This is a genomic window from Pseudomonas sp. R4-84, from assembly GCF_054130985.1.
The window spans coordinates 5,350,161-5,374,352 of record NZ_CP096390.1 but is presented as its reverse complement, the minus strand read 5'-3'; the positions used below and the strand labels follow the sequence as shown (position 1 = coordinate 5,374,352).

The 24,192-nt window shown below is 61.8% G+C and carries 22 protein-coding genes; 16 read left to right on the top strand and 6 right to left on the bottom strand.

The features are described 5' to 3' along the window. Nucleotide 1 precedes the first annotated feature (1 nt). The 11 genes from M1D68_RS24340 to M1D68_RS24290 all read left to right on the top strand — a co-directional run bounded on the left by M1D68_RS24340 (nucleotide 2) and on the right by M1D68_RS24290 (nucleotide 8,385). A complete protein-coding gene (locus M1D68_RS24340; RefSeq protein WP_457968675.1) occupies nucleotides 2-787 on the top strand; it encodes an aspartyl/asparaginyl beta-hydroxylase domain-containing protein in 786 nt (261 codons plus the stop codon). Then, nucleotides 775-1,710 carry a sulfotransferase family protein gene (locus tag M1D68_RS24335; RefSeq protein ID WP_434649330.1) on the top strand — a complete coding sequence of 312 codons (936 nt, stop codon included), beginning with the start codon at nucleotides 775-777 and terminating at the stop codon, nucleotides 1,708-1,710. The genes M1D68_RS24340 and M1D68_RS24335 overlap by 13 nt, the downstream gene beginning before the upstream one ends. Nucleotides 1,711-1,826: 116 nt before the next feature. Continuing rightward, nucleotides 1,827-2,072, top strand: coding sequence for a DUF2789 domain-containing protein (locus M1D68_RS24330; protein WP_420766483.1), 246 nt, complete (start codon nucleotides 1,827-1,829; stop codon nucleotides 2,070-2,072). Nucleotides 2,073-2,285: 213 nt separating this feature from the next. Beyond that, nucleotides 2,286-2,867 (top strand): alpha/beta hydrolase, encoded by a 582-nt coding sequence (locus tag M1D68_RS24325; protein ID WP_420766482.1) that lies wholly within the window; start codon nucleotides 2,286-2,288, stop codon nucleotides 2,865-2,867. Nucleotides 2,868-2,913: 46 nt separating this feature from the next. Next, nucleotides 2,914-3,849, top strand: coding sequence for a sigma 54-interacting transcriptional regulator (locus M1D68_RS24320; RefSeq protein ID WP_457968672.1), 936 nt, complete (start codon nucleotides 2,914-2,916; stop codon nucleotides 3,847-3,849). Nucleotides 3,850-4,066: 217 nt separating this feature from the next. Further along, the gene (locus M1D68_RS24315) at nucleotides 4,067-4,849 is read left to right on the top strand and encodes a MetQ/NlpA family ABC transporter substrate-binding protein (protein WP_420766480.1); all 783 of its coding nucleotides are present in this window, start codon (nucleotides 4,067-4,069) and stop codon (nucleotides 4,847-4,849) included. A gap of 166 nt (nucleotides 4,850-5,015) precedes the next feature. Continuing rightward, nucleotides 5,016-5,312 (top strand): hypothetical protein, encoded by a 297-nt coding sequence (locus tag M1D68_RS24310; protein WP_457970807.1) that lies wholly within the window; start codon nucleotides 5,016-5,018, stop codon nucleotides 5,310-5,312. Between the two features lie 110 nt (nucleotides 5,313-5,422). Beyond that, nucleotides 5,423-6,088, top strand: a complete 666-nt coding sequence (locus tag M1D68_RS24305) for an amino acid ABC transporter permease (RefSeq protein ID WP_420766479.1) — start codon at nucleotides 5,423-5,425, stop codon at nucleotides 6,086-6,088. Next, complete coding sequence (locus tag M1D68_RS24300; protein ID WP_457968670.1) at nucleotides 6,069-6,728, top strand: amino acid ABC transporter permease; 660 nt, start codon at nucleotides 6,069-6,071, stop codon at nucleotides 6,726-6,728. Before M1D68_RS24305 ends, M1D68_RS24300 begins: the two co-directional genes overlap by 20 nt. Further along, entirely contained in the window at nucleotides 6,725-7,507 is a 783-nt protein-coding gene (locus M1D68_RS24295) for an amino acid ABC transporter ATP-binding protein (RefSeq protein ID WP_420766477.1), read from the top strand. Before M1D68_RS24300 ends, M1D68_RS24295 begins: the two co-directional genes overlap by 4 nt. Then, entirely contained in the window at nucleotides 7,504-8,385 is an 882-nt protein-coding gene (locus M1D68_RS24290) for a transporter substrate-binding domain-containing protein (protein ID WP_457968668.1), read from the top strand. The genes M1D68_RS24295 and M1D68_RS24290 overlap by 4 nt, the downstream gene beginning before the upstream one ends. Before the next feature lie 146 nt (nucleotides 8,386-8,531). Here M1D68_RS24290 and M1D68_RS24285 read toward each other — a convergent pair whose 3' ends face one another. Beyond that, nucleotides 8,532-9,692: an AAA family ATPase gene (locus M1D68_RS24285; protein ID WP_457968666.1), complete on the bottom strand. Its 1,161-nt coding sequence runs from the start codon at nucleotides 9,690-9,692 to the stop codon at nucleotides 8,532-8,534. Between the two features lie 120 nt (nucleotides 9,693-9,812). On the opposite strand from M1D68_RS24285, the gene M1D68_RS24280 reads away from it, so the two are divergent. The 3 genes from M1D68_RS24280 to M1D68_RS24270 are packed head-to-tail and all read left to right on the top strand — an operon-like array spanning nucleotide 9,813 to nucleotide 15,021. Then, nucleotides 9,813-10,916 carry an efflux RND transporter periplasmic adaptor subunit gene (locus M1D68_RS24280; protein WP_457968664.1) on the top strand — a complete coding sequence of 368 codons (1,104 nt, stop codon included), beginning with the start codon at nucleotides 9,813-9,815 and terminating at the stop codon, nucleotides 10,914-10,916. After that, nucleotides 10,913-11,977 carry an efflux RND transporter periplasmic adaptor subunit gene (locus M1D68_RS24275; protein ID WP_434675716.1) on the top strand — a complete coding sequence of 355 codons (1,065 nt, stop codon included), beginning with the start codon at nucleotides 10,913-10,915 and terminating at the stop codon, nucleotides 11,975-11,977. The genes M1D68_RS24280 and M1D68_RS24275 overlap by 4 nt, the downstream gene beginning before the upstream one ends. After that, complete coding sequence (locus M1D68_RS24270; RefSeq protein WP_457968662.1) at nucleotides 11,974-15,021, top strand: efflux RND transporter permease subunit; 3,048 nt, start codon at nucleotides 11,974-11,976, stop codon at nucleotides 15,019-15,021. Before M1D68_RS24275 ends, M1D68_RS24270 begins: the two co-directional genes overlap by 4 nt. A 187-nt stretch (nucleotides 15,022-15,208) precedes the next feature. Here the strand turns inward: M1D68_RS24270 and M1D68_RS24265 are convergent, their stop codons facing one another. Beyond that, complete coding sequence (locus tag M1D68_RS24265; protein WP_457968660.1) at nucleotides 15,209-17,428, bottom strand: heavy metal translocating P-type ATPase; 2,220 nt, start codon at nucleotides 17,426-17,428, stop codon at nucleotides 15,209-15,211. 85 nt (nucleotides 17,429-17,513) lie between these two features. Here M1D68_RS24265 and cadR point away from each other — a divergent pair, with 85 nt between their 5' ends. Then, nucleotides 17,514-17,960, top strand: a complete 447-nt coding sequence (gene cadR, locus M1D68_RS24260; RefSeq protein ID WP_420766470.1) for a Cd(II)/Pb(II)-responsive transcriptional regulator — start codon at nucleotides 17,514-17,516, stop codon at nucleotides 17,958-17,960. Nucleotides 17,961-18,083: 123 nt separating this feature from the next. On the opposite strand, the gene M1D68_RS24255 is transcribed toward cadR, so the two are convergent. The 3 genes from M1D68_RS24255 to M1D68_RS24245 all read right to left on the bottom strand — a co-directional run bounded on the left by M1D68_RS24255 (nucleotide 18,084) and on the right by M1D68_RS24245 (nucleotide 20,765). Next, nucleotides 18,084-19,055, bottom strand: coding sequence for a thymidylate synthase (locus tag M1D68_RS24255; RefSeq protein WP_420766469.1), 972 nt, complete (start codon nucleotides 19,053-19,055; stop codon nucleotides 18,084-18,086). Between the two features lie 49 nt (nucleotides 19,056-19,104). Beyond that, entirely contained in the window at nucleotides 19,105-19,914 is an 810-nt protein-coding gene (gene lgt / locus M1D68_RS24250; protein WP_434561254.1) for a prolipoprotein diacylglyceryl transferase, read from the bottom strand. A gap of 68 nt (nucleotides 19,915-19,982) precedes the next feature. After that, on the bottom strand, nucleotides 19,983-20,765 hold the full coding sequence (locus M1D68_RS24245; RefSeq protein ID WP_420766509.1) for a sulfite exporter TauE/SafE family protein: 783 nt from the start codon (nucleotides 20,763-20,765) through the stop codon (nucleotides 19,983-19,985). A 266-nt stretch (nucleotides 20,766-21,031) separates the two neighbouring features. Between M1D68_RS24245 and M1D68_RS24240 the strand changes: the two genes are divergently transcribed. Continuing rightward, nucleotides 21,032-21,778, top strand: coding sequence for an NRDE family protein (locus M1D68_RS24240; protein ID WP_457968658.1), 747 nt, complete (start codon nucleotides 21,032-21,034; stop codon nucleotides 21,776-21,778). Nucleotides 21,779-21,900: 122 nt separating this feature from the next. Here the strand turns inward: M1D68_RS24240 and ptsP are convergent, their stop codons facing one another. Further along, complete coding sequence (gene ptsP / locus M1D68_RS24235; protein WP_420766466.1) at nucleotides 21,901-24,180, bottom strand: phosphoenolpyruvate--protein phosphotransferase; 2,280 nt, start codon at nucleotides 24,178-24,180, stop codon at nucleotides 21,901-21,903. Between the last annotated feature and the right edge of the window lie 12 nt (nucleotides 24,181-24,192).

Below are 24,192 nucleotides of genomic sequence, written 5' to 3'. Positions count from 1 at the left end.
CATGACGCGCCCGGCGTTTTCCCGCCTGCCCGTCACGGTGAACCTGCCGTTGCTGTTGCAAGCGCTGGCAGCCATCAAGGACGAGCGTTGGCGAGGGCATTTCAACACTGCCTATCACAGCGGTGATTGGAGCGGCGTGGCGTTGATCTCGGCTGCCGATGCCTTGACCGAGCTGTCGCCCGGACACGGTAAGCCCGTGTACCGCGTGCCCTGGTCAGAGGATGGTCGCTGGCAAGAAGCATTGGCCGATTGGCCTCTGGATATCGTCTCGGCCCGCCTGCTGCGGTTGGGCCCGGGTGGTCTCATCCATGAGCATCGCGACTATGACCTGGGCGGTCCGGACGCCGACCTGCGCCTGCACGTTCCGCTGCTGAGCTCGCCAGGGGTTACGTTCTGGCTGGACGGGCAGATCATTGCGATGCAGGCGGGCGAATGTTGGTTTCTCGATCTGGCGCGTCCTCATCGCGTTGCCAATCAAGGCGACCAGGCGCGAATCCATCTGGTGCTCGATTGTCGCCCCGGGCCATGGTTGGACCGGCAGATAGCCGAGGGGCTGCGTAGTACACCCGAAGCCGTCTTTGGGCAAAGCGACCTGGCCCGTTTCCAGCATTGCGTGGAGGTCGATCCTCAGCTTGCCAGCGCGTTGCAAGGCCTCCATGACCTGGACACTTTCGTTGAAACCGCGCTGACGCTTGGGGCGGAACAAGGGCTGCATTTCACCCGGGAGCAATTGCGGGCTGCCATGCGCCACGGTCGCCGACAATGGAGTGACCAGTGCAAGCCCTGAGGCTGGATGGCTGGTTGCCGATCCGCGTGTGGCAGGAGGCCGGTGAGTGGCGAGTCGATTGGTGCTGGTTCGGTGACCGACGACTGTCGCAGCCGTTCTTCGGCGATGCCGTGGAAGAAGCCCTGCGCTTGCCCTTCAACCTGGTGTTCCGCCGCCAGACACCCTTGGACGTCCTGGGCCAATGGCAGCGACAGAGCCCCGGCCTGGCGCCCAGCGCATTCATCTTCCATGCCTCCCGATGCGGCTCGACACTGATCAGTCAGATGCTCGCCCAACTGGATGACCACATCGTCATCTCGGAGCCGCCGCCCCTGGATGCGCTGCTGCGCAGTGATTTGCCGCCTGCCGGACGGCGCGTGGCGCTCAAGGGCTTGGTGTCGGCCTATGGGCAGCGCCGTCGAGGTGGGGAGCAACGGCTGGTGATCAAGCTCGACGCCTGGAACATCGGCGAATTGGCGCTGTTGCGCGAATGTTTTCCCGATACGCCTCGGCTGTTCCTGTACCGCGATCCGCTGGAAATTGCCGTCTCCCATCTGCGCCGCCCTGGCATGCACATGGTGCCGGGGTTGATCGGGGCGAGCGTGCTCGACGATGAATTACCCTTCGTCAGCCAGGAAGATTTCATCTCGCGTCGGGTGGGCCGTTTGTTGGCGACAGGTCTGGAGCACTGCCAGGCGTTTGCCGCAATGGCGGTGGACTACACCGAACTGCCCGAGGCGATGACGGGAAGGCTGGCGGCGTTTTTCGGGCTTGATGATGAGCAACGCAGGCGAGTGTTCGCAAAAGTGGGGCAGCATGCCAAGCAGCCGGCGCAGGCATTCACTGGCGACAGCGAGGACAAGCGCCGGGAGGCTTCGGCGCTGTTGCATGAGCGGGTCAGGTGTTACGCGCAGGCACCCTATGAAGCGTTGAGATCGTTGTAGTCCAGGCGATCCCGCTTCTGCGGTGAAGGTGCTTGCCACAAAGGGTTCAGCGTTCGCTTCAAAGGACTAGACTGCGAGAGTCCCCCAGCCGATCCTTTCATGCTCAGGAGTTTCGCATGGAAACGCCGATCCATAACCTTCCCGCGCTGTTCAAACAACTCGGCCTGCCCGACGACGCCGTCAGCATTGATCAATTCATCGCCAGCCACTCGCCGCTCAAGCCCGAATTGCATCTGGCCGACGCATTCTTCTGGAACGAGAGCCAGCGGCAATTGCTGCGTGATGAAATTCTCGAAGATGCCGATTGGGCGGTGGTGGTGGATCAGCTCGACGTGCTGCTGCGCAAGGGCCGAAGTGGTTGAGGCTTATGCTGCAATACTTGTGCTAGCGAGCTTGCTCGCGATAGCGGCCTATCAATCAGTGCCGATGCGAGACACAACAGATCGCGAGCAAGCGCGCTTCCCCATGGGCTGATCAGTTATGCTATTTAAGCCTTAATAAATAGCTTCTTATTCCTTAAGCAATGCAGCTCTCCTCCTTATACTCGTCCGCAAACAGATACGCAGGAGAGCCCCATGCGCAACGAATCGATTCGCTACCTGATTGTGCCGGGCTGGCAAGGATCGCCAGACAATCATTGGCAAACCCACTGGCAGGCCAGCCTGCCCAATAGCACCCGGGTCGAACAGGCTGACTGGTTGACGCCACGCCGAGAAGATTGGGTCGCCGCGCTGGCAGAAGCCATCGCCGCTGACAGCACGCCGGTGATTCTCATCGCGCACAGCCTGGGTTGCATCACGGTTGCCCATTGGGCTGCTACAGCTCCGGTGCAGCTGTTACGACAGGTGCGCGCCGCGTTGCTCGTGGCACCGGCGGATGTGGAGCGGCCGGCCTGCGCCCCGGCGTTGCGCAATTTCGCGCCGATCCCGACGAACCTGCTGCCATTCCCCAGCCAAGTGGTCAGTTCCGACAACGACGCGGCAGTCAGTGCCCCGCGCGCGCTGGAGCTTGCACGCAACTGGGGAGCCGAGGCCGGGATTCTGGCGGGGGCCGGGCATATCAATGTGAAATCCGGACATCAGCGTTGGGAGCAGGGTTTCGCTTATCTCTACCGCCTGCAAACGCGCATGGAGCATCACGCCCTGCGTCGTGCCTGAATTTTTAGTGCCCTCCGTCTCCCGGCGGTTTGGGCGGGAGCCTGCCATGACCCTGCACGAAACCTTTGGCCAGCCATTGCTGACCTTTCCCGACTCGGAAAAAAGCCCTCTGAGCATCCGCGCCAAGGCGCTGGTTTTCGTCGACCCACGTTCGCGGCAGTTACGCCAGGAGCTGGAGCGATTGGCACCGCGCTCGGTCTCGGTGTTGATCCGCGGCGAAACCGGCACCGGCAAGGAGCTGTTGGCCAGGCACATCCACCGCGAAAGCAATCGGGGCGGGTTGTTTGTCTCAGTCAATTGCGGCGCCATCAGCCCTACTTACGCCGATGCCGAGTTGTTTGGCTACGCCGCTGGCAGCCATAGCGGTTCGGCCAGCAGCCGGGCGGGGTGGTTCGGCTCGGCCAATGGCGGCACGCTTTACCTGGACGAGATTGGCGACTTGCCGTTGCCGATCCAGATCAAATTGCTGGCGGCCCTGGAGAACCATGAAGTCACTCGCGTTGGTGCGCACCAGCCCAGTCCGGTGGACGTACGCCTGGTCGCGGCCACCAGTATCGATCTGGCGCAAGCGGTGTCGGCTGGAAAATTCCATGATCGGCTCTACCACTACCTTTGCGAGGGTCAGCTTGAGCTGCCGGCCTTGCGCGAAAGAGTGGGCGACATCCTGTCCCTGTCCGAATACTTCTTGGGCATCTACAGCCAGCGGCTTGGTTTGACGGTGCCGCTGATCAGCGAAGCGGCGCAGCATGCCCTCGAACGGCACAGCTGGCCGGGCAATACACGCGAGTTGGAAAACGTCATTCACTTCGCATTGCTGGTGAGCACGGGAAACGAGATTTTGCCGGAGCATTTGAATCTGCCCTCCCGGCCATCGGCCCTGGGACTGATCGACGGCCAGGTGGCGCAGGTTATCGCCCAGGGCTCGGAAACCGAACGCTTGGCCCTCAAAGCGTGGCTCGTTCAATTGAGCCACACGCTCTAGACCGGACTCGTTCAACTGCGGCGAAGGTGCTCGCTCCCTCGTCACAAAAATCTGCGGTTTTCCTATATGAGTAAAATGAATATGAACTTGAATAAAAGATATTGTTAAGGCATAAAAATTATCGGTATCTTGCGCATCACGCCAGCGATAGCACTTCGCTGGCACTTTACTTCTGGCCGTCGCCCATGACGCCTGTGATTTTCGATAAGGACACCGCATGAAAAAGGTTCTGTTGTTCACCGCATTGGCGGCAGCCCTCACCTCGGGCCTGGTCCAGGCCGCAGAGAAGCTGGTCGTCGCAGCCACCCCGGTACCCCACGCCGAAATCCTTGAGCTGATCAAGCCAGCCCTCGCCAAAGAAGGCGTGGACCTGGAGATCAAGGTTTTTACCGACTACGTTCAACCCAACGTACAGGTTGACCAAAAGCGCCTGGACGCCAACTACTTCCAGACCCTGCCGTACCTCAAGAGCTTCAACGAAGGCAAAGGCACTGATCTGGTAACCGTAATCGGCGTGCACGTCGAACCGTTTGGCGGCTACTCGAAAAAGGTCAAGAGCCTGGCTGAGCTGAAGGACGGCGCCACCATCGCCATCCCTAACGAAGGCAGCAACAGCGGCCGGGCCCTGATCCTGCTGCAGAAGGCTGGCCTGATCAAACTCAAGGACCCGAAAAACGCCTTGGCGACGCCGAAAGACATCGCCGAGAACCCGAAGAACTTCAAGTTCAAGGAGTTGGAATCGGCCATGTTGCCGCGGGTGCTGGATCAGGTCGACCTGGACATGATCAACACCAACTACGCCTTGGAGGCAGGCCTGAACCCGGCCAAGGACGCCTTGGTGATCGAAGGTTCGGATTCGCCTTACGTTAACTTCCTGGTCGCCCGTCCGGACAACAAGGACAGCGACGCCATCCAGAAACTGGCCAAGGCCCTGACTAGCCCGGAAGTGAAGGCGTTCATCGAGAAGAAGTACAGCGGCGCGGTACTGCCGGCGTTCTGATTCGCGCGGTAAACCCTGTTACGGTTTCAGACGTCGACGGCTGATACAGCGTCGGCGTTTTTTATGCTCGAAAGATTGCTTGGGTCAGGGACAGGATTACCTGTGGCGAGGGAGCTTGCTCCCGCTCGGCTGCGCAGCAGTCGCAAAACCCGCTAATGCGATCTGCATGAAGGACGGCTGGGGGCCTGCTACGCAGGCCAGCGGGAGCAAGCTCCCTCGCCACAAGATCAAAGGCGAAAATCAGGCCATTCTGGTCTTCAACGCCCGGCGCAACGCCACCAATAATTTGACTATTTCCTGCGGTTCCAGTCGCTGCGGCACTTTCACGTCAGCCATTTTTTTCTTCCTTGTAATGGTGAGGGGATGTCGAAAGGATCCTCCCTGCGGCGCAAGGAAAATAGTCGTCTTTGTCCTTTCCGGCAAATCCGAAGATAGTTTTTTGTGTGATATTAATATGCCTTAACGGTATTTAAATTCTACTTCTTATACCTATAAAGTCAGTGCCTGCGAGCAGTCATCCGCTGCCCATGGACCGCATCACCGCCGCTTACCCAGTGGCGTCCAGGATCTTCAATGAACTTCGATTACGCTTTTATCCTCAGCACCCTCCCGGCGTTTCTCAAGGCTGTGGGCGTGACGCTGCAGGTCGGTCTTATCGCCATCGTAACGTCGCTGCTGGTGGCGCTGGTCAACGCGACGATCCTGGTGCTGCGCACGCCTTATCTGCAACGCCTGGTGGGGTTGTATGTGGAACTGGCCCGCAACACACCGCTGCTTATCCAGCTGTTCTTCGTCTATTTCGCCTTGCCGGTGCTGGGCATCAAGATCTCGGGGTTTGCGGCGGCGATCATCACCATGACCTTCCTGGGCGGCGCCTACCTCACGGAAGTGCTGCGGGCCGGCGTGGATGCTGTGCCCCAGGCGCAACTGGAGTCCGGTCGCTCCATCGGGCTGTCCCACGGGCAATTGCTGCGCTACGTGATCCTGCCGCAGGCCGGAATCCTCAGCCTGCCGTCACTGTTCGCCAATTTCATTTTCCTGCTGAAGGAGACCACCGTGGTCTCGGCCGTGGCGGTGCCGGAGATTCTCTACACCACCAAAAGCTACATCGCGCTCTACTACAAGACCTACGAAATGCTCGCCGTGCTGACGCTGATCTGCGTGCTGCTGTTTTTGCCGCTGTCGCTGTTGCTCAGCCGTCTGGAAAGGAGGCTCCAGCATGGCCAGTTCGGGTCTTGAGTTGCTGTGGGTGTCGTTGCCGCAACTGGGCGAGGGCGCCGTCCGAACCTTGTCGATTTCCTTTCTGGGAATCGCCTTCAGCACTGTTGGCGGCGTGCTTTATGGCGTGTTGCGGACATTGGGCGTGAAGTGGCTGGACGCCGTCCTGCGGGTCTATCTGGAGCTGTTTCGGGCGATTCCGGTGCTGGTCTGGTTGTACCTGCTGTTTTTCGGTCTGCCGATTTTTTTCGGCCTGAGCATTCCAAGCTTCTGGTGTGCCGTCCTGGTGTTGTCGTTGTGGGGCGCCAGTGAGGTCGGCGAAGTGGTGCGCGGCGCCTTGCATTCGCTGCCGCGGGGCCAACGGGAGGCGGGCTTGTCGATTGGGCTGAACGGGCCGCAACTCTACGGCCATGTGCTGCTGCCACAAGCGCTCAGGCGCATGACGCCGCCGACCATCAACGTCTACACCCGCATCATCAAGACCAGCTCCCTGGCCGTGCTGATCGGCGTGGTGGACGTGATCAAGGTCGGCCAGCAGATCATCGAGCGTACCTACGAATCCGTGCTGATTTACGGCGCGCTGTTCCTGTTTTTCTTTTTCATCTGCTACCCGCTCTCGGCCGCCTCGCGCGTGTTGGAGCGGCGCTGGACGCAAGCATGAGCGCATTGATCGAGTTCAAGGGTTTCAACAAGTTTTTCGGCGAACAGCAGGTGCTCGACGGCATCGACCTGCACGTGAAGACTGGCGAAGTGATCGTCATCCTCGGCCCCAGCGGTTGCGGCAAAAGTACCTTGCTGCGTTGCCTTAACGGCCTGGAAGTGGCCCACGGTGGCAGCCTGGCATTTGCCGGACGCGAGCTGCTGGACAAAGGCACCGATTGGCGCGAAGTGCGGCAACAGATCGGCATGGTGTTCCAGAGCTACCACTTGTTCCCGCACATGAGCGTGCTCGACAACGTGCTGCTCGGCCCGGTCAAGGTGCAAAAACGCGACCGCCGCGAAGCGCGCGCCCAGGCCGAAGCCCTGCTGGCGCGGGTGGGCCTGCTGGACAAGCGCGATGCCTTCCCGCGCCAGCTCTCTGGCGGCCAGCAGCAACGCATCGCCATCGTGCGTTCGCTGTGCATGAACCCCAAGGTCATGTTGTTCGATGAAGTCACCGCCGCCCTCGATCCGGAAATGGTCAAGGAGGTGCTGGACGTCATCCAGGGCCTGGCTCGCGAAGGCATGACCCTACTGATCGTCACCCACGAAATGGCGTTCGCCCGTGCCGTGGCTGACCGCATTGTGTTCATGGATGCCGGGCGCATCCTTGAACAAAACCCTCCCGAGATTTTCTTTACGAACCCGCAAACCGCACGAGCGCAGCAGTTCCTGGAGAAGTTCTCCTACGTCGCCGCACTACCCAACACGACTCAAACAAAGGAACTGGAACTGTCATGAAAACTGCCAAGTCTTCTCTGCTGCTATTGCCATTGCTCGCTGTTGCGCTGCTGGCCGGCTGCAATAAAACCGAAGAACCGCCGAAGCCGAACACCGCCAGCCAGAGCAGCGCGCCAGCCGGCTACCTGGAAAAAATCAAGGCGCGGGACAAGCTGATCGTCGGCGTCTTTACGGACAAGCCGCCGTTTGGTTTTGTCGACGAGGCGGGGCGGTATGTCGGCTTCGATACCGACATCGGTCGTCGATTTGCCAAGGACCTGCTTGGCGATGAAAACAAGGTCGAGTTTGTGGCGGTCGAGCCGGCGAGCCGGATTCCGTTCCTGCAAAGTGACAAGGTCGACCTGATCCTGGCGAACATGACCGTGACCCCGGAGCGCAAGGAAGCGGTGGAGTTCACCAACCCGAATCTGAAGGTCGCGGTACAGGCGCTGGTGCCGCAGGCCAGCACGGTGAAAAGCCTTGGTGACCTGGCGACCCGCACCACCATTGTCACGACCGGTACGACGGCGGATATCTGGCTGACCAAGAATCACCCGGATTGGAAACTGCTCAAGTTCGAGAAAAATTCCGAGTCCTTGCAAGCATTGGCCAACGGCCGTGGCGATGCCTATGCCCAGGACAATCTGGTGCTGTTCAGTTGGGCCAAGCAGAACCCCGGCTATCGGGTGCTCGAGCAGACACTGGGCGCCGAAGCACCGATCGCACCGGCGGTGAAGAAGGGCAATGTCGAGCTGCGTGATTGGGTCAATGCCGAGTTGGCGAAGCTGGGGGAAGAGAAATACCTGCTCAAGCTGTACGACCAATATGTGCGCAAGGAACTGAGCGATGACACCAGGCCGGAAAGCGTGATTGTCGAGGGGGGCAAGTGGCAGGGGTGATTCTCTGATTGTTGAGATGACCTTCCGATAGCCATCGCGAGCAAGCTCGCTTCCACAATGGATTTTCATATGCTCACAGTTCTGTGTTCACTGAAGGTTTACTGTGGGAGCGAGCCTGCTCGCGAAGGCGGTCTATCTGGCGCCGACTAGTCCGGCCAATGCCACGCCGGCTCATCCAGCGCGCGCTGCCCGGCAATCCCGGTCTGCCCAAAATCTTTTTCCAGCACGATGCAATTGCAGTGCTCGTCCTGCTCCAGCGCGGCAATCAGGCGCGAGGCGTGGGATACGACCCAGACCTGGCAACTGGCCGAAGCGCGGATGATCAAGCGCGCCAGGGCCGGCAACAGGTCGGGGTGCAGGCTGGTTTCCGGTTCGTTGAGCACCATCAGCGACGGCGGTCGCGGTGTGAGCAGCGCGGCCACTAGCAGCAGGTAGCGAAGGGTCCCGTCCGACAGTTCGGCGGCGGTCAGCGGCCGTAGCAGGCCGTGTTGCTGGAACGCGATGGCGAAACGTCCGCCTTGCAACTTGTCGATGTGCAGATGGGCACCGGGGAACGCATCGCCGATGGCCCCATGCAACGCGTCGACGTCACCGATTTCAAGAATGGTCTGGAGGGCTGCGGCCAAATCGCGCCCATCGTGATGCAACACCGGTGTGCGTGTGCCCAGTTGCGGTTGGCGCACCGGGGCGTCGGCGTCGCTGCGAAAGTGATCATAGAAGCGCCAGCGGCGGATGAATTCACGCATTTTCAGCACCTCCGGCGAAGCACGCAGGCTGCCGACCTGGTCGAACAGGCTATCGAAGGTCGGGGTGTGCTGGGACAGGACATCCCACGAACGGCCTTCGCGGGCACGGACCATCGGCCCGTTGCGGTCCACCAGCAGGCTGGCCGGTCGGAACACGGGGCCGGCCCAGATGCACTCGCGCTTGATTTCCGGGTCCAGTGAAAACGCCGATTGACTGGGCGCTGGCAGGCCGAGCGCGATCGAATAGCTGAAGTCTTCACCGGCGAATCCCAGGCGCAGGCGCTTGGTGCCCTGACGCACGACCGCCTGCACTGGCACTTCGCGGTTGCGCATGCGCCGGCTGATTTCTTCGGGGCCGGCCCAGAAGGTCGAATCCAGCCCGCCTTCACGGGCCAAGGCATTTACCACTCCGCCCTGTGCCGTCTCCGCCAACAGTCGCAAGGCCCTGTACAGATTGGATTTGCCGCTGCCGTTAGGGCCGGTGATCAAGTTCAACCGACCCAACGGGATGACCAATTTATTGATGGATCGGTAGTTGGCCACCGCCAATGTCTTGAGCATGCATATTTCCTTTGCGTGGTCGCAATCAAGTCTGCCCGATTGCCGTGCATTCGGTGAACCCTGTTCTAAGCTCAGAGTCGTATCGTCACTGGTACGTCGGTACAACGCAAAGGAGTCTGCATGACTGGTCCCGGAATCAAATTGATTGTTGGCTTGGGCGTGTGTGCGTTGTTGACGGGGTGCGGTGATAAGAAACCCGAGGAAAAAGCCTTGCCACGGGTGTTCATACAGCAAGCCACGCCCAGCGAATACGCGGCCTCCGTGACGCTGACCGGCGATGTCCAGGCCCGCGTTCAGGCCGACCTCTCGTTTCGCGTGAGCGGCAAGATCATCGAGCGCAAGGTTGACGTCGGTGACCGGGTCTCGGCCCGGCAAGTGTTGGCCCGGCTCGATCCTCGCGACTTGCAGACCAACGTCGACTCCGCCGAAGCCCAGGTGGCCGCCGAACAGGCGCGGGTCAAGCAGAGCGCCGCCGCCTTCGTGCGCCAGCAAAAGCTCTTGCCCAAAGGCTATACCAGCCAGAGTGAATACGACGCGGCCCAGGCTCAACTGCGCAGTAGCCAGAGCGCGCTGACGGCGGCCCAGGCACAACTGGCCAATGCTCGCGAACAGCTGAGCTACACCGCGCTGATCGCCGAGGCGCCTGGCATCATCACGGCACGCCAGGCGGAAGTCGGCCAGGTGGTCCAGGCCACCGAGCCGATCTTCAGCCTGGCCAGGGACGGTGAACGTGACGCAGTGTTCAACATCTATGAATCTCTGCTGCGCGAACCGCCGTCGGACCCGGCTATCACCATCAGTCTGCTGGACAACCCTGCTATCAAGACCACCGGTACGGTGCGTGAGATCACCCCGGCGGTGTCCGCCGAGACCGGCACCGTGCAGGTCAAGGTCACGCTTCATGACTTGCCTGAAGGCATGCGCCTGGGATCCGTGGTCAGCGCCACGGCCAAGTCCGCCGGAAAGACGGCCGTGGAACTGCCCTGGTCGGCACTGACCAAGAACCTCAGCGAGCCCGCCGTGTGGCTGGTGGACGACGAAGGCAAGGCGCAATTGCATACGGTCACGGTCGGTCGTTACTTGACCGGCAAGGTCATCATCAGCGACGGGCTCAAGGGCGGCGAGAAGGTCATCATTGCCGGCGGGCAGCTGCTCCATCCTGGCGTGCGCGTTGAGGTCGCCGAAAACAATTACGCCAAAGCCCCGACAGGAGCCCAGCCATGAAGCGCTTATGGATGGTCTTGGCCGGCCTGCTGCTGGCCGCCTGTTCGAAGGAAGAGGCGCCGCCGGAGCCGGTGCGACCGGTGTTGTCAATCGAAGTCCGGGCTTTGGACCAACAGGCGCTGGGACGTTTCGCGGGGAATATCCAGGCGCGTTACGAGACCAACGTGGGGTTCCGGGTGCCGGGCCGCATTGCCAGCCGCAACGTCGATGTCGGCGCCGAGGTGAAGAAGGGCGACCTGCTCGCGACACTCGATCCCACTGATCAGCAGAACCAATTGCGCGCTGCCCAAGGCGATCTCGCGCGGATCCAGGCGCAGTACATCAATGCCCAGGCCAACGCTCGCCGGCAGCAACAATTATTCGACCGAGGGGTCGGTGCCCAGGCGCAACTGGACATCGCCCAGACGGACCTGAAAACCACCGCGGCGTCCCTGGAGCAGGCCCGGGCCTCGGTGGAGCAAGCCCGCGATCAGCTCAACTACAGCGAGCTGCATACCGACCATGACGCTGTTGTCACGGCCTGGAATGCCGAGGCGGGGCAAGTGGTGACCGCCGGCCAGCAAGTAGTGACCCTGGCCCGACCCGACGTGAAGGAAGCGGTGATCGACCTGCCCGCCGGGCTGGCCGAGCGCCTGCCCGAGGACGTGGTGTTCGAAGTCGCCGCGCAACTGGACCCGGCGACCCGCACCACGGCCATCGTGCGCGAGATCGAGCCCCAGGCCCAGAGCGCCACCCGCACCCGTCGCGCGCGCCTGACGCTGACCGATACTCCACCGGGATTTCGCCTGGGCACAGCGATCAGCGTGACCCTGAGCTCGGCCATCGAGCCACGCATCGAACTGCCTCTCAGCGCCTTGCAAGAGGTTGATGGCAAGACGCGAATCTGGCTGATCAACCCGCAGGACCAGACGGTTTCGCCACGGGACGTGCAGGTGCTGGAACGGTCGGACGGCTCGGTGTTGGTGGCCAACGGCATCAAGCCCGGCGACCGCGTGGTCAGCGCTGGCGTGAACAGTCTCCAGCCGGGGCAAAAAGTGAAACTCGACGAGGACGCACGATGAAAGGGCCTTTCAACTTATCGGAATGGGCCCTGCGGCATCAGTCGTTCGTGTGGTACCTGATGTTCGTCGCGTTGTTGATGGGCGTGTTTTCGTACCTGAACCTAGGCCGCGAAGAGGACCCCTCGTTCACCATCAAGACCATGGTCATCCAGACGCGCTGGCCTGGCGCGACCCAGGAAGAAACCCTCAAGCAGGTCACGGACCGCATCGAGAAAAAACTCGAAGAGCTCGACTCCCTCGATTATGTGAAGAGCTACACCCGACCCGGGGAATCGACGGTATTCGTCTATCTGCGCGATACCACTGGCGCCGAAGAGATTCCCGAGATCTGGTACCAGGTCCGCAAGAAGATCAACGACATTCGCGGCGATTTCCCGGAAGGCCTCCAAGGGCCGGGATTCAATGACGAGTTCGGTGACGTCTATGGCTCGGTGTACGCCTTCACCGGCGACGGCTTGTCGATGCGTCAGTTGCGTGACTACGTGAAGCAAGTACGTGCCGAGATCCGCGAGGTGCCTGGCCTGGGCAAGGTGGAAATGGTCGGCGAGCAGGACGAAGTGCTGTACCTGAATTTCTCCACCCGCAAACTCGCGGCGCTGGGAATCGACCAGCGCCAAGTGGTGCAGAGCCTGCAATCGCAGAACGCGGTGACCCCGGCCGGTGTGATCGACGCCGGGCCAGAGCGGATTTCCGTGCGCACCTCGGGCCAGTTCCAATCGGAAAAGGACCTGGCCAACGTCAACCTGCGACTCAACGATCGCTTTTATCGACTGGCCGACATCGCCGATATCCGCCGTGGCTACGTCGACCCCGCCACACCGATGTTCCGCTTCAACGGCACGCCGGCCATTGGCTTGGCCATCGCCATGAAGAAGGGCGGCAACATCCAGGAATTCGGCAAGGCCCTGCATGCACGCATGAACGAACTGACCGCCGACCTTCCGGTGGGCGTCGGCGTGCACACGGTGTCGGACCAGGCCGAAGTGGTGGAGGAGGCCGTCGGCGGCTTCACCAGCGCGTTGTTCGAGGCGGTGATCATCGTGCTCGTCGTCAGTTTCATCAGCCTCGGCATCCGGGCGGGGCTGGTGGTGGCCTGCTCGATCCCGCTGGTGTTGGCGATGGTTTTTGTCTTCATGGAATACAGCGGCATCACCATGCAGCGGATCTCCCTCGGCGCGCTGATCATCGCCCTGGGCCTGCTGGTGGACGATGCAATGATCACCGTGGAGATGATGGTCACCCGCTTGGAGAAAGGCGACACCAAGGACCAGGCCGCCACCTTTGCCTATACCTCGACCGCCTTCCCCATGCTCACCGGGACCCTGGTCACCGTGGCCGGTTTCGTGCCCATCGGCCTGAACGCCAGTTCGGCGGGCGAATACACCTTCACCCTGTTCGCCGTGATTGCCGTGGCGATGCTGGTGTCATGGATCGTCGCGGTGCTGTTTGCGCCGGTGATCGGCGTGCACATCCTCAGCACCAACATCAAACCCCACAGCGCCGAGCCGGGGCGCATTGGTCGGGCCTTCAACGGTGGCCTGTTGTGGGCGATGCGCAATCGCTGGTGGGCCATTGGCATCACGGTGTTGCTGTTTGCGTTGGCGGTGTTCTGCATGCGCTTCGTGCAGAACCAGTTCTTCCCGTCCTCGGACCGCCCAGAGATCCTGGTGGACCTCAACCTGCCGCAGAACGCCTCGATGGACGAGACGCGCAGGGCGGTCGATCGCCTGGAAGCGACCCTCAAGGATGACCCGGATATCGCGCGCTGGAGTACTTACATCGGCGAAGGCGCGATTCGTTTCTATCTGCCGCTGGACCAACAGCTTCAAAATCCGTACTACGCGCAACTGGTGATCGTCAGCAAGGGCCTGGAGTCGCGCGCGGCCCTGACCGAACGTCTGCAAAAGCGCTTGCGGGAGGATTTCGTCGGCATTGGCAGCTATGTGCAGGCCCTGGAAATGGGCCCGCCGGTGGGCCGTCCGATCCAGTATCGCGTCAGCGGCAAGGACATCGACCAGGTGCGCAAGCACGCCATCGAGCTGGCCACCGAGCTGGACAAGAACTCCCACATCGGCGAAATCATCTACGACTGGAACGAGCCAGGCAAAGTGCTGCGCATCGACATCGCCCAAGACAAGGCGCGGCAACTGGGCTTGTCTTCGGACGATGTCGCCCGGCTGATGAACAGCATCGTCAGCGGCTCGCCGGTGACCCAGGTCAACGACGATATCTACCTGATCGACGTGGTAGGGCGCGCCGAAGACGCCGAGCGCGGCTCGCCGGAAACCCTGCAGAACCTGCAGATCGTTACCCCGAGCGGCACGTCGATTCCGTTGCTGGCCTTCGCTACGGTGCGTTACGAGCTGGAGCAGCCGCTGGTGTGGCGTCGCGACCGCAAGCCCACCATCACCATCAAGGCCGCCGTGCGCGATGAAATCCAGCCCACGGACCTGGTGCGGCAACTGCAACCGGACATCGACAAATTCGCCGCCAAATTGCCAGTGGGCTACAAGATCGCCACCGGCGGTACGGTGGAAGAAAGCAGCAAGGCCCAAGGGCCAATCGCCAGCGTTGTGCCGCTGATGCTGTTCTTGATGGCGACGTTCCTCATGATCCAGCTGCACAGCGTGCAGAAGCTGTTTCTGGTGGCGAGCGTCGCGCCGTTGGGCCTGATTGGCGTGGTGCTGGCGCTGGTGCCGACGGGCACGCCCATGGGCTTCGTGGCGATCCTGGGCATCCTCGCGCTGATCGGCATCATCATCCGTAACTCGGTGATCCTGGTGACCCAGATCGATGAGTATGAGCGTGACGGCTACGAGCCGTGGGACGCCGTGGTGGAAGCCACCGAGCATCGGCGCCGGCCGATCCTGCTGACAGCTGCCGCGGCGAGCCTGGGGATGATCCCGATTGCCCGGGAAGTGTTCTGGGGGCCGATGGCCTACGCGATGATCGGCGGCATCATCGTCGCCACGCTGCTGACGCTGCTGTTCCTGCCGGCGCTGTACGTGGCCTGGTACAAGATCCGCGAGCCGAAGCGTGATTGAGCCGGCCGAGTACTGTCAGATGTGGCGAGGGGATTTATCCCCGCTGGGCTGCACCGCAGCCCCAAAGAAAACAACCTCATTCAACCTGATACACCGGGTTTGCAGCCTTTTGGGGCTGCTTCGCAGCCCAGCGGGGATAAATCCCCTCGCCACAGGTTAGGTGTCTGGTCTCGGCAGCGCGCAATTTTTACTTGCGCAACAACCGCAACCCATTGAACACCACCAGCAGACTCACCCCCATGTCGGCAAACACCGCCATCCACATGGTCGCAAGCCCTGCAAAGGTCACCCCAAGGAAAATCGCCTTGATGACCAGCGCCAGGGCGATGTTCTGCTTGAGGATGCTCGAGGTCTGCCGCGACAGCCGGATGAATGCCGGAATCTTGCGCAGGTCATCGTCCATCAAGGCCACGTCGGCGGTCTCGATGGCCGTGTCGGTGCCGGCCGCCGCCATGGCGAAACCGATTTCCGAGCGGGCAAGCGCCGGGGCGTCGTTGATGCCGTCGCCGACCATGCCGACGCGGTGGCCTTGGGCGTAAAGACCTTCGATGGCGTGTAGCTTGTCCTCTGGCAGCAGGTCGCCACGGGCCTGATCCATGCCCACCTGCCTGGCGATCGCTTCGGCGGTGTGGGCATTGTCGCCGGTCAGCATCACCGTCTTGATACCCAGGTCATGCAGTTGCCGGATGGCTTCGCGGCTGGAATCCTTGACGGTGTCGGCGACGGCAAACAGTGCCAAGGGTTTTGTGCTGTCGAGCAGCAGCACCACGGACTTGCCTTGTTTTTCTAGGGCGAAGAGCTTCTCTTCAAGCTCAGGGGAGCAGAGGCCAAGGTCTTCCACCAGGCGATGATTGCCCAGGTGATAGGTCTGGCCACCGATGTCGCCACGGACGCCGCGCCCAGGGAGCGCCGCAAAGTTATCCACAGTCTGCTGCGGCTGTTTTTTATCCACAGCCGCCTCGGCAATCGCCTGGGATACCGGATGGTCTGAGCGCGCCGCGAGGCTGGCGGCCAGGGCCGGGACCGCCGTCTCCAGAGTCGGGTTCAGCAGTACGTAATCGGTCTGTACCGGTTTGCCATGGGTAATCGTGCCGGTCTTGTCCAAAGCCAGATAATCGAGTTTGTGGCCACCCTCAAGGTAAACGCCGCCCTTGACCAATATGCCTTTGCGCGCCGCAGCCGCCAGGCCGCTGACGATGGTCACCGGGGTGGAAATCACCAGCGCACAAGGACAGGCCACCACCAACAGGACCAGTGCGCGGTAGATCCAGTCGAACCAGCTCGCGTCCATGAACAGCGGTGGGATGACTGCCATGGCCAGGGCCAGGGCAAACACCGCCGGGGTGTAGATTTTCGAGAATTGATCAACGAAACGCTGGGTCGGCGCCCGGGAACCCTGGGCTTGCTCCACGGCGTGGATGATCCGCGCCAGGGTGGATTGGTTGGCAGTGGCGGACACGGTGTATTCCAGCTCGCCGGCCTGGTTGATCGTGCCGGCGAACACTTTGTCGCCCACGGTTTTTTCCACCGGCAGGCTTTCACCGGTAATGGGTGCCTGATCGATGGTCGAGCGTCCAGCGACCACGTCACCGTCCAGCCCAACCCGCTCGCCAGGACGAACCCGCACCCTTGCGCCGAGGGCGATGGTTTTTACGTCCGCTACCTGCCACGTGCCGTCGGCCTGTTGCACCGTGGCTTGCTCCGGCGCCATTTGCATCAGGCCGCTGATGGCGTTGCGCGCCCGGTCGAGGGATTTCGCCTCGATCAGCTCGGCCACGGTAAACAGGAACATCACCATCGCCGCTTCCGGCCATTGGCCGATGAGCACGGCGCCGGTCACGGCAATGCTCATCAAGGCGTTGATGTTCAAGTTGAGGTTTTTCAGGGCAATCCAGCCCTTCTTGTAGGTGCCGAGGCCGCCGCTGAGAATCGAGACCAATGCAACCAGCGCCACCACCCAGTTCGGCGCGGCATTGGTGAAATGAATCACCTCGGCAGCCAATGCCGTCACGCCGGACAGTGCCAACGGCCACCAAGGCTTGGCTGGGGCGGGTGGGGTGTGGGTGGGGTCCTCCTGGCCGTCGGCCAACGCCTCGGCTTGCATTCCGAGGGACTCGATCGCTTTGATGATCGGGGTGTCGCTGGGCAAGTCGTGGGTCACGCCCAATACCCGGTTGATCAGGTTGAATTCCAGCTGTTGCACGCCTTCGAGCTTGCCGAGTTTGTTCTGGATCAGCGTTTGCTCGGTGGGGCAATCCATGGCCTGGATGCGAAAGCTGCTCAGCCGCGCACCGTCCGTCGGTGTTTTGCCGAGGTTGACCACCGACGGTGCTGCTTTAGCAGCACAGCAGGAATGCCCGTGGCCGTGGCCGTGGTCGGGGTTATGGAGGTGAAGGGAATCGCTCATCGGGGACGTCCATGAAAAGTACCTGTTGCGCAGTAAAGACCCTGTAGCCACTATAGGGTCAAGCACCTATTTCGGAGGCTGCATCATGAAAATCGGAGAACTGGCGAAAATCACTGATTGCCAGGTGGAAACCATCCGCTACTACGAACGTGAGGGCCTGTTGCCGGAGCCGGCCCGCAGCGACGGCAATTACCGCGTCTACACCCAGGCCCATGCCGAGCGGCTGACGTTCATCCGCAACTGCCGCACCTTGGACATGACCCTGGAAGAAATCCGCAGCCTCCTGGCCCTGCGCGACAGCCCCCAGGACCAGTGCGAAAGCGTCAATGCACTGATCGACGAGCACATCCATCACGTCAAGGCCCGCATCGATGGCCTGATGGCGTTGCAGGCACAACTGATCGACCTGCGCCATCGCTGTGGCGAAGGGCCGGATCTGGACCAATGTGGGATTTTGCAGCGGCTGGAAGTCAGTGGGGCGGTAGCGCCGGATGTGGAGCATTCCCATGTAGGCAGGAGCCATGGGCATTGAGCGGCAAGGAAAACCAATGTGGGAGCGAGCCTGCTGGCGATAGCGGTGGATCAGTCACATAAGTATTGAATGTGAGGACGCTATCGCGAGCAGGCTCGCTCCCACAGGGAAGGGTGCTGTTTTTTAGACCGCCATCGGCGCGGTCATCGGCGCATGGTGCTGGTAGCCTTCCAGGGAAAAATCGCTCGGCTCCACCTGTTCCAGCCACTCCGGCTGGTACACGCCGGTCTTGGCAAACTCCGGCACGCGCTCGGAAATCACCAGCTTGGGCATCGGGAACGGCTCCCGGGTGAGCTGTTCGTTGAGCATGTCCAAGTGGTTTTCGTAGACGTGGGCATCGCCGATGAAATAGGTGAACCAGCGCGGCGTGTAGCCAGTCAGGCGACCGATCAGGCTCAGCAGCGCGGCGCCCTCGGTGAGGTTGAATGGCGTGCCCAGGCCCAGGTCGTTGGAGCGGATGTAGAGGGTCAGGGAGATTTCCTTCGTCTCGACATTCGGGTGGAACTGGTAGAGCAGATGGCACGGCGGCAATGCCATTTCATCGAGCTGGGCGCAGTTCCAGCCGTGGAACAGGATGCGCCGGCTGCCCGGGTCCTTGATGATGGTGTCGACGCACTGGCGAACCTGGTCGATGGCTTTGTACAGCACCACGTAGGCCTGGCCGTTTTCTTCGCCCTCGGCGATCTGGCGATAACCCTGGACGAGCGTCTGCTCGATGGCCGCCGGGTTGCTCAGGGGGATCTGTTTGTACGCCGGCCATTTGCGCCATTGCACGCCGTAGATCTCGCCCAGGTCGTCTTCGCCCTGGCGGAATGGGTTGGCCAGCCATTGGGCATTTTCGTTGGCGTTCTGGTCCCAGACCTTGCAGCCCAGGGCGCGGAACTCGGCGGCGTTATTCACGCCACGGAGGAAACCGCACATCTCGCCGATGGCCGACTTGAAGGCCATCTTGCGGGTGGTGATGGCGGGAAAGCCTTCCTTCAGGTCATAGCGCAGCATGGCGCCAGGGAAGCTGATGGTGTTCACGCCGGTGCGGTTGGCTTGCTTGGTGCCGTTCTTGATGACGTGGGCCACCAGATCGAGATATTGCTTCATGGATTACCTGTGTCCTTGAACCCGAGGCCGTGCCCCGGGGTTCGAATTTTTAAACCTTGGCCACTGCAGCCGGCGCGCGACGATAGGCCAGCCAGATCAGCGCCAGACCGCCAATGATCATCGGCAGGCACAGCACCTGGCCCATGGTCAGCCAGTTCCACGCCAGATAGCCGAGCTGGGCGTCCGGGACGCGGACGAACTCGACGATGAAGCGAAAGATGCCATAGAACAGCGCGAACATGCCCGACACCGCCATGGTCGGTCGCGGCTTGCGCGAAAACAGCCAGAGAATCAGGAAGAGTGCCACGCCTTCGAGGGCGAATTGATAGAGCTGCGACGGGTGGCGCGGCAACTGCGACGGGTCACTGAACGGTGGGAAGACCATCGCCCACGGTACGTCGGTCGGCTTGCCCCACAGCTCGGCATTGATGAAGTTGCCGATGCGCCCGGCCCCCAGACCGATCGGCACCATCGGCGCGACGAAGTCCATCAGCTCGAAAAACGATTTGTTGTTGCGCTTGCCAAACCACAGCGCCGCCAGCATCACGCCGATGAACCCACCGTGGAATGACATGCCGCCCTTCCAGACTTCGAATATCAACGTCGGGTTGGCCAGATAGGCGCTCAGGTCGTAGAACAGGACGTAGCCCAGGCGTCCGCCGACGATCACCCCCATGGACAACCAGAACACCAGGTCGGAGAGCTTTTCCTTGTTCCAGGTCGGGTCGAAGCGGTTGAGCCGCCGCGACGCCAGCAGCCAGGCGCCACCGATACCGATCAGGTACATCAGGCCGTACCAGTGGATTTTCAGCGGACCGATGGCCAGGGCCACCGGATCGATCTGCGGGTAAGGCAGCATGGGCATTCCTCATGAACGTCAAAAATTCCCGGGCGACGCTGCCACCTCGGGATTAAGCCAGGATTGTGTCAGAGCAGGAAACTCAAGCCCACGCTGAACAGCAAGGCGGCGAACAGCCGCTTGAGCAAGCGCGGCGACAAACGGTGGGCCAACCTCGCGCCGACGCGAGCGAAGACCATGCTCGTCAGGGCGATGCCCAGCAGCGCCGGCAAATACACAAAACCGAGACTATGGGGTGGCAACAGTGGATCCTGCCACCCCAGAATCATGAAACTTAACGCACTGACCAGGGCGATGGGCAATCCACAGGCCGAAGAAGTCGCCACCGCTTGTTGCATCGGTACGCTGCGCCAGGTCAGGAACGGTACGGTCAGCGAACCGCCACCGATGCCAAAAATCGCCGAGGCCCAGCCGACCACCGTGCCGGCCAGGGACAAGCCAACCTTGCCCGGTACCGTGCGGCTGGCCTTTGGCTTGAAATCCAAGGCCAGTTGCGCGGCGACGAGCATGGCGAACACACCAATGATTTTTTGCAGGTGCGGACCGGAAATCGCTTCGGCGGTGATCGCGCCGAAACCGGCACCGATCAGGATCCCGACGGTCATCCAGGTAAAGATCTGCCAGCGTACGGCCCCTTTTCGATGATGCTCGCGCACGGCATTCACCGAAGTGAAGATGATCGACGCCAGGGAAGTGCCCACGGCCAGGTGCGTCAACACCTGCGGATCGAACCCCTGCAGGGTAAAACTGAACACCAACACCGGGACGATGATCATGCCGCCCCCCACGCCGAACAGCCCGGCCAGCACTCCGGCACAGGCGCCGAGCAGCAGATAGAGCACAAATTCCACCAGCGTTGCCTCGACCGTCGCAAATAAGAGCGGCATGGTAACGGATCGAGGGCATCCGGCTCCACTGAAGGCGATGGATGCGTCAGTGATGTATGGGTAGAGTGGTGGGGATGCGACGAATAGCCTTTGTGGCGAGGGAGCTTGCTCCCGCTGGTGGGCGACGCCCACCCAACGAGGTTTTTAGGGCTACTTCGTAGCCCAGCGGGAGCAAGCTCCCTCGCCACAAAAGCGGTGTTGTTCAGCTTCATTCTTAACAGGACAACCTGATGTGCCTGATCGTATTTGCCTGGCGCCCTGGCCACGCCCAGCCGCTGATCGTCGCGGCCAACCGCGACGAGTTCTACGCGCGACCGACCTTGCCCCTGGCCCAGTGGCCCGACGCGCCCCATGTCCATGCCGGTCGTGACCTGGAGGCTGGCGGCACCTGGCTTGGCGTAGGTGCCGGTGCTCGCTTCGCGGCCCTGACCAACATCCGCGACCCCGGTCAGCTACCAGCATTCAAGTCTCGCGGCGAGCTGGTGGCGCGGTTCCTGATCGGGGATCTGTCGATCGCTGATTATCTAAGCGACGTGGTGCCGCGTGCCGGCGAGTACGGCGGCTTCAACCTGCTGCTTGGCGACGGCACGCAGCTGTGGCACTACAACGCACGCGATGCCCGACCTCAGCAGTTGGCTGAAGGGGTCTATGGCTTGTCGAACGCTGGGCTGAACACGCCTTGGCCCAAGTTGCTCAAGGCCCGGGCTGCGTTGAGTGAGGTATTGCATGACCCGCACCCCCAGGCCTTGCTGGCGCTGTTGAGCGATCCGCAACCGGCCCCAGTGGCCGAGTTGCCGGACACTGGTGTGGGGCTGGCGACGGAACTGCTGCTGTCGAGTGTCTTCATCGCCAGCCCGGCCTACGGGACGCGGGCGAGCACGGCGCTGATCGTCCATGCCGATGGAACGCGGCAGATGGTCGAGCGCAGTTTCGGGCCCCATGGGGGGCATTTGGGGGAGGTGGAGCTAATCGTTTGAATGCAGCAAGGAACCCGTGGCGAGGGAGCTTGCTCCCGCTGGTGGGCGAAGCCCGCCCAATAAAAGCGGGGGCTACTTCGTAGCCCAGCGGGAGCAAGCTCCCTCGCCACAGGTGCTCGTGCCTAGAGGGTCTTGCTCGAAGCCGGATTGATCATCCGCGCCAACCCAAGGTTCTTCAGCGCCAACTGCAAGGAGCTGTGGATCACCTGCGGATTGTCGATGGTCATCAGCTCCGCCAGCAGTTCCTGGGCCTTGCTGAGGTTGATCTGGCGCAGCATCCACTTCACTTTCGGCAGGTTGGTGGCGTTCATCGACAGGCTGTCGAAGCCCATCGCCATCAGCAGCACCGCCGCCGCCGGGTCGCCGGCCATTTCGCCGCAGATGCTCACCGGCTTGCCTTCTGCATGGGCATCACGGACCACTGTCTGCAGGGCCTGCAGCACCGCCGGGTGCAGGTAGTCGTACAGGTCGGCCACCCGAGGGTTATTGCGGTCCACGGCCAGCAAATACTGGGTCAGGTCGTTGGAGCCTACCGACAGGAAGTCCACCTGCCGCGCCAGTTCCTTGGTCTGGTACACCGCCGCCGGAATTTCGATCATTACCCCGACGGGTGGCATCGGCACGTCGGTGCCTTCATCGCGCACTTCGCCCCAGGCCCGGTGAATCAGGTGCAGCGCTTCTTCCAGCTCATGGGTGCCGGAAATCATCGGCAACAGGATGCGCAGGTTGTTCAGGCCTTCGCTGGCCTTGAGCATCGCGCGCGCCTGGACCAGGAAGATTTCCGGGTGGTCGAGCGTCACGCGAATGCCGCGCCAGCCGAGGAAGGGGTTGTCTTCCTTGATCGGGAAATAGGACAGGGATTTGTCGCCGCCAATGTCCAGGCTGCGCATGGTCACCGGCTGCGGATGGAACGCCGACAGTTGCTCGCGGTAGATCGCCAGCTGTTCCTTTTCGCTGGGGAAGCGCTGGTTGATCATGAACGGCACTTCGGTGCGATACAGGCCCACGCCCTCGGCGCCACGTTTCTGCGCCCGGGCGACATCGGCCAGCAGGCCGGTATTGACCCACAGCGGCATGCGGTGGCCGTCGAGCGTCACGCACGGCAGGTCCTTCAGCGCATCGAGTCCCAGGGACAGTTGCTTTTCTTCTTCCACCACGTCGGCGAACTGCTTGCGCAGCACGTCGCTGGGGTTGGTGTAGACCTCGCCGTGGTAGCCGTCGACGATCATCTGGATGCCGTCGACTTTGGAGTACGGCAGGTCCACCACGCCCATGACCGTCGGGATGCCCATCGCCCGGGCCAGGATCGCCACGTGGGAGTTGCCCGAACCGAGCACCGAGACCAGGCCCGCCAGCTTGCCCTCCGGCACTTCGCCGAGCATCGCCGGGGTCAACTCCTCGCTCACCAGGATGGTGTTGTCGGGATAGACCAGGGTCTGCTGACGTTCTTGCTGCAAATAAGCCAGCAGCCGGCGACCCAGGTCCTTGACGTCGGAGGCGCGCTCGCGCAGGTAGGCGTCGTCCATCAACTCGAAACGGTTGACGTGGTCGGTCACCACCTGGCGCAACGCGCCCTGGGCCCATTGGCCGGTCTTGATGACCGTGGTGACTTCGCTGCCCAGGGACGCATCGTCAAGCATCATCAGGTAAACGTCGAACAGCGCGCGCTCTTCGGGGCGCAACTGCGTCGCCAGCTTGGCCGAAAGGGCACGCATGTCGGCCCGCACGCCTTCGATGGCGGTCTTGAACAACCCGAGCTCGGCGTCGATGTCGGCGATGGCCTTGTCAGGCACCACATCGAGGTCGGCGGGCGGCAACATGACCACTGCGGTGCCCACCGCCGCGCCCGGGGAACCTGGCACGCCGACGAACTTGGCTTCCTGGATGCCCTTGCCCTGGCGGCCAAGGCCGCTGATCGAACCGGTGGCCTCGGCATGGGCGATAACCCCGGCCAGTTGCGCGCTCATGGTGACGAGGAAGGCTTCTTCACCCTCATCGAACTGGCGGCGCTCTTTCTGCTGGATGACCAACACGCCGACGACGCGGCGGTGGTGAATGATCGGCGCGCCGAGGAAAGACGCATAGCGTTCTTCACCCGTTTCCGCGAAGTAGCGGTAGCGCGGGTGGTCCGCGGCGTTTTCAAGGTTCAGGGGTTCTTCCCGCGTGCCGACCAGGCCGACCAGGCCTTCATTGGGCGCCATGCTGACCTTGCCGATGGAGCGCTTGTTCAAGCCCTCGGTGGCCATGAGCACAAAACGGTTGGTCTCGGGGTCAAGCAGGTAGACCGAGCAGACTTGGCTGCCCATGGCCTCTTTGACGCGCAATACAATAATGCCCAACGCCGCCTTGAGATCCTTGGCGGCGTTAACTTCCTGGACGATCTTGCGCAGCGTATTGAGCATGGCTCGGGGTCG

Coding starts and splice junctions, on each gene's coding strand:
- M1D68_RS24340 (WP_457968675.1), top strand. CDS start 2: ATGACGCGCCCGGCGTTTTCCCGCCTGCCCGTCACGGTGAACCTGCCG.
- M1D68_RS24330 (WP_420766483.1), top strand. CDS start 1,827: ATGGAAACGCCGATCCATAACCTTCCCGCGCTGTTCAAACAACTCGGC.
- M1D68_RS24325 (WP_420766482.1), top strand. CDS start 2,286: ATGCGCAACGAATCGATTCGCTACCTGATTGTGCCGGGCTGGCAAGGA.
- M1D68_RS24320 (WP_457968672.1), top strand. CDS start 2,914: ATGACCCTGCACGAAACCTTTGGCCAGCCATTGCTGACCTTTCCCGAC.
- M1D68_RS24315 (WP_420766480.1), top strand. CDS start 4,067: ATGAAAAAGGTTCTGTTGTTCACCGCATTGGCGGCAGCCCTCACCTCG.
- M1D68_RS24310 (WP_457970807.1), top strand. CDS start 5,016: ATGAAGGACGGCTGGGGGCCTGCTACGCAGGCCAGCGGGAGCAAGCTC.
- M1D68_RS24305 (WP_420766479.1), top strand. CDS start 5,423: ATGAACTTCGATTACGCTTTTATCCTCAGCACCCTCCCGGCGTTTCTC.
- M1D68_RS24300 (WP_457968670.1), top strand. CDS start 6,069: ATGGCCAGTTCGGGTCTTGAGTTGCTGTGGGTGTCGTTGCCGCAACTG.
- M1D68_RS24295 (WP_420766477.1), top strand. CDS start 6,725: ATGAGCGCATTGATCGAGTTCAAGGGTTTCAACAAGTTTTTCGGCGAA.
- M1D68_RS24290 (WP_457968668.1), top strand. CDS start 7,504: ATGAAAACTGCCAAGTCTTCTCTGCTGCTATTGCCATTGCTCGCTGTT.
- M1D68_RS24285 (WP_457968666.1), bottom strand. CDS start 9,692: ATGCTCAAGACATTGGCGGTGGCCAACTACCGATCCATCAATAAATTG.
- M1D68_RS24280 (WP_457968664.1), top strand. CDS start 9,813: ATGACTGGTCCCGGAATCAAATTGATTGTTGGCTTGGGCGTGTGTGCG.
- M1D68_RS24275 (WP_434675716.1), top strand. CDS start 10,913: ATGAAGCGCTTATGGATGGTCTTGGCCGGCCTGCTGCTGGCCGCCTGT.
- M1D68_RS24270 (WP_457968662.1), top strand. CDS start 11,974: ATGAAAGGGCCTTTCAACTTATCGGAATGGGCCCTGCGGCATCAGTCG.
- M1D68_RS24265 (WP_457968660.1), bottom strand. CDS start 17,428: ATGAGCGATTCCCTTCACCTCCATAACCCCGACCACGGCCACGGCCAC.
- cadR (WP_420766470.1), top strand. CDS start 17,514: ATGAAAATCGGAGAACTGGCGAAAATCACTGATTGCCAGGTGGAAACC.
- M1D68_RS24255 (WP_420766469.1), bottom strand. CDS start 19,055: ATGAAGCAATATCTCGATCTGGTGGCCCACGTCATCAAGAACGGCACC.
- lgt (WP_434561254.1), bottom strand. CDS start 19,914: ATGCTGCCTTACCCGCAGATCGATCCGGTGGCCCTGGCCATCGGTCCG.
- M1D68_RS24240 (WP_457968658.1), top strand. CDS start 21,032: ATGTGCCTGATCGTATTTGCCTGGCGCCCTGGCCACGCCCAGCCGCTG.
- ptsP (WP_420766466.1), bottom strand. CDS start 24,180: ATGCTCAATACGCTGCGCAAGATCGTCCAGGAAGTTAACGCCGCCAAG.